Source organism: Labrenzia sp. PO1 (genome assembly GCF_012273635.1).
In the GTDB taxonomy this organism is placed as follows: Bacteria; Pseudomonadota; Alphaproteobacteria; order Rhizobiales; family Stappiaceae; genus Roseibium; species Roseibium algicola.
Map to the genome: position 1 here is coordinate 169,022 of NZ_JAAXCR010000001.1, position 12,409 is coordinate 181,430.

At 59.4% G+C, this 12,409-nt stretch carries 11 protein-coding genes; 3 read left to right on the forward strand and 8 right to left on the reverse strand.

Going from position 1 to position 12,409, the window contains the following annotated elements:
* Positions 1-245: 245 nt before the first annotated feature.
* Both HCG46_RS00840 and HCG46_RS00845 read right to left on the reverse strand, forming a co-directional pair.
* Positions 246-1,361 (reverse strand): hypothetical protein, encoded by a 1,116-nt coding sequence (locus HCG46_RS00840; protein ID WP_168684101.1) that lies wholly within the window; start codon positions 1,359-1,361, stop codon positions 246-248.
* Between the two features lie 175 nt (positions 1,362-1,536).
* The gene (locus tag HCG46_RS00845) at positions 1,537-2,922 is read right to left on the reverse strand and encodes a homospermidine synthase (RefSeq protein WP_168685525.1); all 1,386 of its coding nucleotides are present in this window, start codon (positions 2,920-2,922) and stop codon (positions 1,537-1,539) included.
* Between the two features lie 124 nt (positions 2,923-3,046).
* On the opposite strand from HCG46_RS00845, the gene HCG46_RS00850 reads away from it, so the two are divergent.
* Positions 3,047-3,727 carry a hypothetical protein gene (locus HCG46_RS00850; RefSeq protein ID WP_168684103.1) on the forward strand — a complete coding sequence of 227 codons (681 nt, stop codon included), beginning with the start codon at positions 3,047-3,049 and terminating at the stop codon, positions 3,725-3,727.
* A 97-nt stretch (positions 3,728-3,824) separates the two neighbouring features.
* On the opposite strand, the gene HCG46_RS00855 is transcribed toward HCG46_RS00850, so the two are convergent.
* Both HCG46_RS00855 and HCG46_RS00860 read right to left on the reverse strand, forming a co-directional pair.
* Entirely contained in the window at positions 3,825-4,376 is a 552-nt protein-coding gene (locus HCG46_RS00855; protein WP_168684105.1) for an N-acetyltransferase, read from the reverse strand.
* A 10-nt stretch (positions 4,377-4,386) separates the two neighbouring features.
* Positions 4,387-5,517 (reverse strand): type III PLP-dependent enzyme, encoded by a 1,131-nt coding sequence (locus HCG46_RS00860; RefSeq protein ID WP_023000938.1) that lies wholly within the window; start codon positions 5,515-5,517, stop codon positions 4,387-4,389.
* Between the two features lie 705 nt (positions 5,518-6,222).
* Here HCG46_RS00860 and HCG46_RS00865 point away from each other — a divergent pair.
* Positions 6,223-6,603 carry a VOC family protein gene (locus HCG46_RS00865; RefSeq protein ID WP_168684107.1) on the forward strand — a complete coding sequence of 127 codons (381 nt, stop codon included), beginning with the start codon at positions 6,223-6,225 and terminating at the stop codon, positions 6,601-6,603.
* Between the two features lie 28 nt (positions 6,604-6,631).
* On the opposite strand, the gene HCG46_RS00870 is transcribed toward HCG46_RS00865, so the two are convergent.
* Positions 6,632-8,284: a pyridoxamine 5'-phosphate oxidase family protein gene (locus tag HCG46_RS00870; protein WP_168684109.1), complete on the reverse strand. Its 1,653-nt coding sequence runs from the start codon at positions 8,282-8,284 to the stop codon at positions 6,632-6,634.
* A gap of 76 nt (positions 8,285-8,360) precedes the next feature.
* Positions 8,361-8,981 carry a glutathione S-transferase gene (locus HCG46_RS00875; RefSeq protein WP_168684110.1) on the reverse strand — a complete coding sequence of 207 codons (621 nt, stop codon included), beginning with the start codon at positions 8,979-8,981 and terminating at the stop codon, positions 8,361-8,363.
* A gap of 176 nt (positions 8,982-9,157) precedes the next feature.
* On the opposite strand from HCG46_RS00875, the gene HCG46_RS00880 reads away from it, so the two are divergent.
* Positions 9,158-10,054, forward strand: coding sequence for a LysR family transcriptional regulator (locus HCG46_RS00880; protein WP_062488416.1), 897 nt, complete (start codon positions 9,158-9,160; stop codon positions 10,052-10,054).
* Here the strand turns inward: HCG46_RS00880 and HCG46_RS00885 are convergent.
* Together HCG46_RS00885 and HCG46_RS00890 are read right to left on the reverse strand one after the other, a co-directional pair.
* The gene (locus HCG46_RS00885; protein WP_168684112.1) at positions 10,032-11,663 is read right to left on the reverse strand and encodes an ATP-binding protein; all 1,632 of its coding nucleotides are present in this window, start codon (positions 11,661-11,663) and stop codon (positions 10,032-10,034) included. The two genes, HCG46_RS00880 and HCG46_RS00885, sit on opposite strands and share 23 nt — an antisense overlap.
* Positions 11,660-12,382, reverse strand: coding sequence for a response regulator transcription factor (locus HCG46_RS00890; protein WP_168684114.1), 723 nt, complete (start codon positions 12,380-12,382; stop codon positions 11,660-11,662). Before HCG46_RS00890 ends, HCG46_RS00885 begins: the two co-directional genes overlap by 4 nt.
* Between the last annotated feature and the right edge of the window lie 27 nt (positions 12,383-12,409).

The window sequence follows — 12,409 nt, forward strand, 5'->3', positions numbered from 1 at the left end:
AGGTTCGGGTAGATGGCAACCGTTGTCACCAGCGTTTGAACCTGACACGAGCCCTGTCACCGTCTCTTGTTAGCTCATCCCCTTCCCGGCCTCCTGTGACCAGCGACACTGCCCGAACAGCAGGCGCAAACGGTCTTGACATGAACCGGGGGAAACAAGGCAAGGCAGCCAGGGTCCGGCAAGATCAGCGACAACGGATCCAGTATAAATCTGTCAGGCATTCCGGATGGCAAGAGCTTCGCAGGTCAGCGAAGTCGGAAGAAGCAGAACCGCTCGACCAGCCGCAAAAGGTCTTTCTGCGAGCGGCAGTTGGCCTTGGCCATTGTATTCTTCAGGTGTTTTCTTGCGGTGTCGAGTGAGATGCCGCGCTCAACGCAATGTTGCGACAGATCCTGCCCGGACGCGATCGCGCCAACCACAAGCTCCTCGGAAGGTGTCAGGCGGAACAATCCGGCAAATTGCCTGATCTCCGATGGGTCCGGCCCATGCTGCATGTGGAGCGGAATACACAGGACAGCCAGCATCGAACCGCCACCACCGATCCCTCCGGGAACGGGCAGGAAGCGGACCCCGATCTGATGATCCGTTGTATCGGTGAGCGTAACGGTCTCGCTCGAAGGAACGCTCGAACGGAAGTGAAGGGCATCCAGGGCAAGCGCAAAACGCCGGTTCAAGGCCCTGTCCCGGAAGACAAGACCCCGGCTGCTCATTTTCAGAACCTGTTCTTGCTGCAAGGCTTCGGCCTGATCGTTCGCGAAGACGATCCTGCCCCCTGCGGTCACCAGAATTATCCCTTGCCCGCGTGCCGTCAGGAGATTGCCGAGCGTTTCCGTATTCGCTTTTGCTTCTGCCAGTGTCAGATGGATCCGCAAGGCCTGCCGTGTATGGCCGAGGATCAGCTGCTGAGCCTCGAGCTGATCTTTTTCCCAAGGCTCCTCTTCATAGAGAGAAAAGCCAAGCCAGCTCAAGCGATCGGGCATGGCGAGTTGGGCGCCAGTTACCTCGTAGAGTTCGAAAGGCAGCAAGTTCTCGTGATAGACGGGACTGGCCATCCGCTCTTCGTCGGTCCACAGGAGATCTCCGTGCAGAACTCTTCCGACCGGAGCATCCAGGATGCGCGGATACCTGACATCAAGCTCTGCGTAAGTGCCCATGTAATCCTTGTGAAAATCAGGATCCATGCGAACCGTGACGAAGAGGTCGTCCCCCGCATCTGTCAGGTTGTTGGAGAAGAAGTGACAACTCTTTGCCTGGAGGGCGTCAGTCACCTCTTCCATGGCCGGCTTCCAGAGCTCCGCCGTAACCGCGGCCTCATAAAGGCCCCGGATGGCAGCGTTCAGTCTTGCCTGATCGACTTTCAACTTGCCCTCGCCGAATGGTTGCACCCTATGACGTATATTCTGCCAAGATCTATTTCAAGAATGTTATGTAGATCACAAAGTTTTCGCGTTCGGCGACTTTCCGAATTTCAACAAACAACAAAAAAGCCGCCGGAGTTATCCAGCGGCTATTTTCACCAAAGGTTGCCCTTTTTCGCTATCGCACCAGAATGTTACGGAACTGCCAGGGATCCTTGGTGTCGATATCTTCCTTGTAGAAGCCAGGTCGCCCTTCCAGAGGTGTCCAGTCCGTATAATAGCCTTTGACCGGGCCAAGATACGGCAGCTGGATTTCGAGGCAGCGCTTGTAGTCCATCTCATCCGTCTCGACGATGCCCGCTTCCGGGTTCTCCAACGCCCAGACCATTCCGGCCAGAACGGCCGAAGTCACCTGCAGACCGGTCGCGTTCTGATACGGCGCAAGGTCCCGGGCCTCCTCGACAGACAGCTGGGAGCCATACCAATAGGCATTTTTCTTGTGACCGTAGAGCAAAACGCCGAGTTCATCGATGCCGTCCTGCAGTTCACTTTCGTCGAGAACGTGCAGCGTCTCCTGAACCTTTCCTGCGGAGCCGAACAGTTCATGCAGCGAGAGCACGGCCACGTTCGCCGGATGATAGGCATAGTGGCATGTCGGGCGGTAGCTGACCTTCTTGCCATCGCTCACGGAGAAGTAGTCGGCGATGGAGATCGCTTCATTGTGCGTGACGAGAAAGCCATATTGCGCGCCTGGCGTCGGGCACCAGGTCCGCACACGGGTGTTGGCGCCCGGCTGTTCCAGATAGATCGCCGCCTTGCAGCCTTTCTTGTGCTTCTTGGCGTTCGCAGGCTTCCAGGTTTCATGCGTACCCCAGCCGAGTTCCGCGGGCTGGAAACCTTCGGAAAGGAAACCTTCCACCGACCAGGTGTTCCAGAACTCGCCGAATGGTTTCGGTTCCTTGGCTCGCTGGGTGTCACGCTCGGCAATATGGATGCCCTTGACACCCACCTTTTTCATCAGCTTGGCCCAGCCCTTCTGGCTGGACGGTTCCTTGAACTTGACGCCGGAATCGGTGGCGATATCCACCAGCGCCTTCTTCACGAACCACGAGACCATGCCTGGATTGGCGCCGCAGCAGGAAACTGCCGTAGTGCCGCCAGGATGTTTCTTCTTTTCGCGTCGTACGGCCTCACGCAGTGCATAATTGGTCCGGTCGGCTGCCGTTGCGGTGTCATCGAAGTAGAACCCCGGCCAGGGTTCGACCACAGTGTCGATATAGAGCACGCCAAGCTTGCGGCAGAATTTCATCAGGTCCAGCGATGAAGTGTCGACAGACAGATTAACGACAAACCCCTGCCCCTCGCCCTCCGTGAGCAAGGGCGTCAGTATGTCCTTGTAGTTTTCAGGCGTCAGGGCGACTTTTTCGAACCGGTATCCCCGGTCGGTCACCAGCTTGGCATCACCATCAACCGGGTCGATGACGGTAAACCGGCTCTTGTCGAATTTGAAATGACGCTCGATCAGCGGCAGCGTTCCCTTGCCGATGGAACCGAGACCGATCATCACAAGAGGACCGGTGATCGTTCCGTGAACAGCGCCTGATGATGCAGTGGAACCTGCTTTCGGTTCAGCGGCCTTCGAAGCTGCTGCCTTCGGTGCAGAAGCTTTAGGAGCGGCTGTCTTCGCCTTGGAAGCATTCACTGCTTCCGGTTTCACCGGAGCCGCTTTTTTGGCAGCCGGCTTGGCCGCAGTCTTGGCCTCAGTCTTGGTCTGCGTTTTTGCAGCAGCAGGTTTCGGTGTCCTGCTTGTCGAAGGTTTTGTGGCCGCCACAGACTTTGCGGGCGCTTTCGCGTCAGCTGCCTTGGTGGCGGAGGCGGACGGCTTGTTGGTTGCGGGTTTCGCAGCAGCAGGCATTGCAGAGGCTGTTTTGGCCGGAGATTTTGCAGCAGCCGGTTTCGCACTCGCCGATTTCGCGACCGCCGGTTTCGCGGCAGCAGGTTTGGCGGGCGCAGCCTTGGCTGCAGCCGGCGTCGCAGACGGTGATTTGGCAGGTGTCGATTTGGAGCTTGCCGGCTTTGCCGATGCGGCTCTGGAAGCGGGCGTACGCGATGTGGTCTTCCGCCGTGTTGTTGGCTTTGCGGCAGCTTTTACCGCCGGCTTCTTCGGCGCACCGTCGTTGGTGTCGTCGGTCATATGCGTAACTCCAATCCTATCCGATATGCCGCCCACATCGCTTCCAGAGGGTCCGGCCCGTTGGGAAATCCTTCAAACAGCAAAGCGCACTTATTGCGCCTTTGTTAGGTGTGGCTGGTTTCTGCAGGAATTTCAAGTCTTCTCGGTGAAAGCCCGTTCAAGGAAAGACAAATGACCGTCTCAAACCCTGTAATTTTTAAACAAACAAGCCTGTGCTTAAAAAACAAGAGACGGCGGCGAAAAACTTCGCCGCCGTCTCCAAGTCTAAAGCTTCAAATTGCTTGCGAAACCGAGAAGACGTCTTCCCGGGCAGCCGGCACTGCCATCGGATCCATTACACCGGATGCCGAAAGCACACCCTCCAGGCCGTCAATGTGCCCTGGAGTGAACTCCAGTGCGAGGAAACGGTGATAGTCCACCGGTCCCGGCATCCCGACCTTGTCGAGAAGGCCCGCAGCAAAACCGAAGCGGGTATAATACGGCTGATCGCCGACCAGGATCACGGATCCATGGCCAAGCACGGCAGCCTGGTTGAGGGCGTGCCGCATCAGACGGTCTCCGACCTTCAACCCCCGGCAAGCCGGATCGACGGCAAGGGGTCCGAGCAACAGGCTTTGCGAGCCGTTGCGGTCCGCCACAGACCAGAGCCTTACCGTGCCAACGAGCTTGCCAGATTCGTCGATAGCAGAAAATGCGAAGACCGGAAGCCGGCCTTCACGCAGACGCTCGGAGGTTTTCCTGAAGCGGTCCTCGCCGAAACAAAGGTCAAGCAGACCCTCGCGGGCGCCGGTGTGATCCGGCGCCTCGTCCACAATATCAATCATGGCACTTGCCTCAGATGACGAAGGACGCCAGCGGCGCGAAGCCGTTGAATCCGACCGTGGAATAGGTCGTGGTGTAGGCACCACAGGCCTCGATCAGCACCTTGTCGCCAATGGACAGGCTCACCGGCAGTTCGTACGGCGTCTTTTCGTAAAGAACGTCGACGCTGTCGCAGGTCGGGCCGGCCAGCACGCAAGGTGCAGTGGTGTCGCCGTCGCGCGGGGTGCGGATCGGATAACGGATCGCCTCGTCCATGGTTTCGGCCAGGCCGTGGAACTTGCCGATATCGAGATAGACCCAGCGCACTTCGTCGTTTGCGGATTTGCGGGAAATCAGAACGACTTCAGCTTCGATCATGCCGGCATTGCCGACCATGCCGCGGCCCGGCTCGATGATGGTGGACGGCAGACGGTTGCCGAAGTGCTTGCACAGCGCCTGGAAGATCGCTTCGCCGTACGTCGAAACGCCCGGGACGTCCTTCAGGTAACGGGTCGGGAAGCCCCCACCCATGTTGACCATTTTCAGTTCGATGCCGCGGAGCGCCATTTCCTGGAAAACGCCTGCTGCCATGGCGAGAGCGAGATCCCACGCCGTGAGGTTGGCTTGCTGGGAGCCGACATGGAAGGAAACGCCATGGGCGACAAGGCCGAGCCGGTGCCCGTGTTCGAGGACGTCGGGCGCCATTTCGGGGTCGCAGCCGAATTTGCGGGAGAGCGGCCACTCGGCGCCGACACCGTCGCACAGGACGCGGCAGAAGATTTTGGAGCCAGGGGCAACGCGGGCGATTTTTTCAACTTCTTCGACGCAGTCGACGGCGAAGAGGCGGACGCCATACTGATAGGCACGCGCAATATCCTTCTCCTTCTTGATCGTGTTGCCGTAGGAAATGCGGTCGGCGGATGCGCCGGTTGCCAGCACCATTTCGATTTCGCCGACGGAGGCGCAATCGAAGGAGGAGCCGAGGCTTTCCAGGAGCGACAGGATTTCAGGTGCCGGGTTGGCTTTCACTGCGTAGTAGACGGAGGTGTCCGGCAGGGACTTGGCAAAAGCTTCAAAGTTGTCGCGCACGATGTCGAGATCGACAACAACGCACGGGCCATCTTCGTCACGTCGGCGGAGGAAATCGCGGATACGGTCGCTCATTGGGGGGCTCCCCTCTTTCTCAATCTCAGCCGCAGGCGCGCTAATCCTTGGCGTGCGCGCTGCGTTCACGTCGCAGGGTGCTGCAATGCGCACCGGGCCTCCCCCGGGATGGAACCGGAGGCCGGGTTGACTGCAGCGACGGTTGGGCTATGCGACTGCCAAGCAGCACAAAGCTTTCCCGCGTCGGGAAATGCCGTTGATTGGATCGGGAGAACCGAACCGCACGTCGGGCAATGATGTAACAAGTGCCTCTTCAGTGACGCCGGAGGTTGGAAACCCCGGCAGAGACCAAAAAAGCCCTCTTACGTCGTTGCTTTAAGCCGTCCGGATCTCAACTGCCCCGCCCCTTGGCGGATTGTCTGGCAGCGGCCCCTTAAGAGATGTCTTGTTGAACATCCCATGGACGACCACGGGCACGTGCGAATTTGGGCAAGGCGTATATGCGCCCGTTCGCCCCCCGATGCAATAGGAAATTTTCAGTTGCAGAAGGTTTTTTTCACGCTGAACCGGACGAGTGGTCTTCAGAGCCGAAAGCCTTGCCTGGCCTTAACTATTTGCTAAAAATTGTGACAGTCCCGGCAGGTGTTTCGCGGTGCCTTGCCCGGTTCCCTGGATGCCGACCGGCATTGACTTGCCAGCCCTCGAGGGTCAGACAGCAAATCACCACTTACCGGACCAAACGGACCGCTCTGGAAAGGCCAGCGCATGAAGATCGGAAAGCTAGACCACGTCAATCTTCGCACCACGCGGCTCGACGAACTGATCGCCTGGTATGGCGACATTCTCGGGATGGAACCCGGACCGCGTCCCGATTTTCCCTTTTCAGGTGCCTGGCTCTACGCGGGTAACGATGCAGCCATTCATCTGGTCGGTGTTGAGGGGCCGGAAGCGACCGGATCCGAAGCTAAGCTGAAACTGGAACATTTCGCTTTTACCGCTTCCGGTCTGGAGGCTTTCGAAGCAAGACTGAACGAACGCGGCGAACGTTATCGCCGCTCCGTTCAGCCCGGCACGGGGACAGTTGCCATCAACGTCTGGGACCCGGACGGCAACCATATCCATGTCGACTTCACCCCGGAAGATTAACGACCGGACTGATACGCCCGGATCGCCCTCAGAAGGCTTCGAAGTGGATCCGCTCCTGCGAAACACCGAGCTGTTCCAGCCCGGACTTCAGATCAGCCAGGAAGGCAGACGGACCGCACAGGAAGTATTGCGTCTGCAGTTTGGGTGACAAGTCCAGCAGCTCTTGTGCCGTTATCCGGCCGACCGAATTATAATCCTGACCTGAAACGTCCGAAGGCTGTGGGCGGCTATAACGGATCTCGTGCCGAATGTTCGGCCTCCCCGCCGTCAGGCTTTCGACTTCCTGCCGGAAGGGATGATGATCGCCATCCCTGACACTCTGGACAAACCACACGGGACGGCTCCCGTCCTCACCAGCCAGATGATGCAGCATGCTCAGGAGCGGCGTGATACCGATGCCCGCACTTGCCAGCACCACCGGGTCTTTCGTCTCCGGCAGCGCAAAATCACCAGCCGGCCTTCCAGCGTCTATGTATCCGCCAACCTGAAGCACGTCATGCAGGAGACGCGAGACAAGTCCGTTCGGCTCGCGCTTCACGGATATTCGATAGCGGCCTTCGGACGGATCGCCGGAAAGCGAATAGCTTCGCTGGATCTTGCCATGGCCGGCAGGAAGGCTGAGTTCGATCGGCAAATGCTGACCGGCATTGAACGAAGGCAAAGCTCCCTCGTCGCGAGCCTCGAACACAAAAGACGTCACATCGGAACTTTCCCGGATTTTCTCTGCAAGCCGCAACGACCGGATTGCCGATGCTTCTTTCTGCCAACGCAAATGCAAGACCGACGTCAGTTCAACGATTTCGTCGACCTCGAAGGACACGAGTTGACGTGCACCAGGCACTTTCGCCACTTCTTCCGCATCCCAAACGATCGTTGCCCGGCCGGTAACCTGCAACAGGCTGCCGCTTGAAAAATCCTGGAACAACAGCCCTGTTCGCGCATCCGCCAGAATGTTGCCGAGCGTGTTGTAGAACCTGTTGCCCGCATAGTCGGGGAAGATCAGCCGGCGATCATCCAGAACATGCACGAAGCCGCGTTCACCACCCCGGTGAGACACGTCCATGCCGTAGGCCTCGTCATCTCCCTCTCCCCGGTAGCCGGTTGCGATGAAGAACGTATCGGCAGACCTGATCCACGCTGCTTGCGTCGCACTCAGACGCGATCCACGAACTGCTTCTCCCGAGACAGCTTCCGTACTCCAGCGCACATCCCGTGCCCGGATATATTGCGGGCAATTTCCGAACGACTGCCCGACAGCAAACCGGAACCCGTCAGCCCCTGCGGAGGCGACTGTCCCGTTGACGCGGTTGCGCCGCCGGGTCGCGAGTTCGATCCCGATGAACCCGACATCCGCGCCTTCGACAAATGCCTCTTCCAGGGCGTCTCCTGCGACAGGACGCGCTGAAATCGTCAACGACCCGGGATCGGGTGAGCGTACAAATCCGGGCCAGCCCTCCAGCACTGTCGCCCAGGGGCGACCGGCAGCATCGCGCGCCGAGGCGATCATGAATGGCTGGTCCTCAAAGAAGGCCCGATGTTGATCAGGCATGAAGCCGCGGATGGCACCACGCGCCCAGCGCTCCACATCCCTGTCGCCAAGTCGTTCTTGCACCTGGCGTTCGCCGGCATGAAACGGAGAAGGGATGACCGTCCGGTTTGCAGTCTCATCGATCTCAGCCATCGTCAAATCCTTTCGGTACCTTCAGGAACGCCAGACGCAGGCCCTTGCTCGCAAGGACCTGCAGTTCCGGGAAACGTTACGCGGCAAGGCCTGCCTTGGTAGCCGGCATGGCCACAAAGCCCGGCAAATCCTCGATGCGCTTCAAAAGACCGCGGATGCGCGGATAGGGCTCCAGCGAAACGTTGCCTTCCGGCGCATGCGCCGTGTAGCTGTAGATAGCGATGTCGGCGATCGTCGGCCGATCGCCAACGAGCCACTCGCGGCCGTCCAGATGGGCTTCCAGGTTATCGAAAGCCACCTTGGCGACAGACTTTGCACGCTCCGGATCAAGCGGCCGTCCGAAGACCGTGATCAACCGCGCCGCACCCGGTCCGCTGGCAAGTTCACCGGCGGCAAAGGCCAGGAAGCGATGAACTTCCGCTTCCAGATACGGATCTGTCGGCAGCCAGTCCGGCGCATATTTGCGGGCCAGGTAGACGAGGATCGCGTTGGAGTCAGAGAGCACGGTCGAACCATCTTCGATGACCGGAACCAGGCCCACCGGATTGAGTTTCAGAAACGGATCGCGTTTGTGCTCGCCATTGGCCAGGTCGACCTCGACCAGCTCGTGATTGATGCCGGTGAGGCTGGAAAAGAGTTCCACCCGGTGGCAGTGACCGGAGAGCGGAAAACGGTGGATCTTGATTGCGTTGGACATCGCCAGCTTCCTCTTGCCTTGAAGGATCTTCCTGCGGCCGAAGCGTCTTGGTCCGGTCCGCTGCCTGCAATATGCCTCCTGACTTGATTGGAAATAATCTTCGAATTCATTCAATGATTATGTACAAATAAGGGATAAAGAGCTGACAAGAGCAGGATCCGCCGAGGACAATAGTGATGGACAAGATCGAAACCATGCGAGCCTTCATCGCCGTCGCGCAGGAAGGATCCTTCACAAGCGCGGGGCGACGGCTGGGCCTGTCGACCAAACTTGTCAGCAAATATGTCCAGCATCTGGAAGGCCAGTTGAAGACCCAGCTTTTCAACCGGACCACGCGCAGTGTGTCCCTGACCGACGTCGGCGCTGCCTATCTGGAACATTGCCGGCCGATCCTGGAGCAGATCGATGATCTGGATTCGCTTGTGCGTGAACGTCAGGGCGCCCTGGCCGGCCAGATCAGGCTGACGGCACCGACAGGCTTCGGCAGCACGAGGCTGAGCGAGGCGCTTGTCCCTTTCCTGCGCAAGCATCCGGATGTCGAGGTGGATATGCGCCTGACCGATCACCGGCTTGCCCTGGTGGAGGAAGGTCTCGACCTGGCGATCCGCATCGGAGCCTTGCGGGATTCCACCCTGATCGCTCGCAAGCTTGCCGGCATGCCGCTGGTTCTTTGTGCCTCACCGGATTATCTGAAGCGGCACGGCAGACCGCAGGACCCAAGAGCCCTTTCAACCCATGTCTGCCTTGTCGACAGCAATCAGACCGAACTCAACACTTGGCGGTTTCATTCCGGGGATGAAGAGCAGGTCATCCGGCTGCATGGTGCCGTCCGCTCCAACTCTCCCGGAGCCCTGGCACGTATGGCAATGGGAGGTCTCGGCCTCACCATCGCGCCGCTCTATGCCATCGAGGACGCCCTGGCGGACGGACGGCTTGAGCGCGTGCTGCCGGAATACAAGACCGACACGTTCGGCCTCTATGCACTCTACCCGCCCAACCGGCACCTGACCCGCCGTGTGCGTGCACTGCTCGATCACCTGGCCGCAGTGTTCAGCTCCCGCTGGCCGGACTAATGGCAGGCGGCCTCACCGGAAAGGAGAGTTCGAAAGTAGCACCGTCGGCACCCGGCAGCAGTCGGATCGCTGCACCATGGGCCTTCAAGAGCGCCTGGACGATGCCAAGCCCCATGCCGGTGCCCCCGCTTTGCCGCCGGGTGGTGAAGAAGAGTTCGAAGACCTGGTCCTGATTGCCTTCGGAAATGCCCTCGCCATCGTCTTGCACCTGAACCGTCAGGCCTTTCTCGTCGGGCACAGCAACAATCGATACCCTGGACGCGGCGTGGCGGCGGGAGTTGTCGATCAGGTTTTCAAAAACGATCCGGGCGTTTTCCGCCGACATCGGCAGATCCGCCTCGCCGGACAGGTCGATTTCCAGCCCTTCGAAGCGTCTCCTGAGCGCGGTGGCAACTTCGCTCAGCCGACAACTCCCGCCGATCTCGACGCTGTCGGCCCGGGCGAGATCTCGAAGTCGGTTCAAGAGCTTCGAGGCACGTTCGGTATCGTGCAGGATATTGCCCAGGAACTTCTCCCTGTCCGCTTCGCTCAGCTCTGCCCCTTCGTCCTTCAACAGCTCCGCCGCACCCTGGATAGAGGTCAGCGGCGTCTTCAACTCGTGAGTCACGTGGTTGGCGAAGGTGGAGATATAGTCGTTCCGATCGAACAACTTGCGCGACATGTCCAGCATGCTTTCTGAAAGCGCATGGATCTCGCGGTTGCCGTGAATGGCAAGCGGCACCAATGCCTCCCGCTCGCCATTACCGATCGCCAGAGAACGCCGTGTCAGTGCCTTGATTGGTCCGGTGATGGCGCGCGCGAAAATGAAACCGACGACAAAAGTCGCAGCCAGCACAAAGACCACGACCCAGAAGACGGCCTCGCGCTTAACGAACATTTCCTTGAGAATGTTGCTGGGTGTTCGCGAGGCATAGACAACGCCTGCGACCCGGTCGCTCACGATAATCGGCATCGCGACAAAAACGCGAACGCTGGTTCCCCGGCTGATGGAATAGATCGGCTGCGGATTGTCGACGATGCGCTCGCGCAGCGCACTGGCATAATGTCCCGAAAGCGCTCTTTTGATCTCCTCCACATGGGCAAGCGACAGGCCGATATCCTCACGTCCGGCGATGATTACACCATTGAAATCCAGCACCCGGAATCCGGCCAGGGTCTTCTTCTGAGTTTCCTGCAGGATGCGGTCCACGGCTTGTCCGGCACTCAGGTATTCGAGAAGCGGTGGTTCGGCAGCCGGCCGTGGCGCCCCTCTCCCGGGCAAGACATTTGTGCGCGTCAGATCGAGTTCCGGAAGTTGCGGCGCCCAGCTTCCGCCCGGGTTCCGCAGATAGATGCTGCGACTGCCGGGCACCTCCGTAGCCTTCGCAACCTCCGGCCCCAAAGGCAGGTCGGCGCCACCGATCTCCTCAAGGCGCTGCGCCATTGCCGCGGCAATTGCCGCCGACTGCCCGATCAGCTCCGCTTCTGTCGTCTCGATGAGCTGGTTTTCATAGACGCGAAAGAAGGCGACACCTGCGAGAGGCACCAGCAGCATGATGCCAAGAACACCTGCCACCACGAGCGACAGCGGCGGACGCCATTTGTCTCGGAAGGTGCGCGACAGGATCATCCGCCGTTTCCATTCTCGACCCGGCAGGGCCCAAGCCGGAATCCGACGCCGTGCACGGTCTCGATGGCATCGCCACATCCAGCAGTTCCAAGCTTGGCGCGGATGTTGCGGACGTGGCTGTCGATGGTGCGATCGGAGACGTGAATATTGTCCCGGTAGGCATTCTGGAGGATCTGCTCGCGGGTAAAGACGATCTTCGGCCGGGCCAGCAGGGTAGCCAGGATATCGAACTCGATGGCCGTGAGCGTGACAGGCGTTCCATCGACTGTCACATGGCGCTGCGACCGGTCAAGTTCGACCGCACCGAAACGCAGCGCAGGCAAGTCTTCAACCGTTTCGGCAGCCGAGGGGGCGCCATAGCGCTTAAGTATCGCACCGACGCGGGCGATCAGTTCGCGCGGACTGAAAGGTTTGGTCACATAGTCATCGGCGCCCAGTTCCAGACCGACGATCCTGTCGATCTCGTCATCGCGTGCCGACAGAAACAGGATCGGCACCTCCGACGTGCGGCGCAGATGCCGGCAGACATCCAGCCCGTCCATTTCCGGCAGGCCGATGTCCAGAACGATCAGGGACGGATTGCATAAAAGCGCCTTGTCGAGCGCTTCCTTCCCGTCAGCGGCAACTTCGAACACATAGGACGCTTTTTGAAGCGCGAAACAGATGACGTCCCGGATATGCGGGTCGTCATCGACAACAAGAATGGTTTGACCTGGCAAATGTCTCTTCCCGAAAAATGGCCCCCG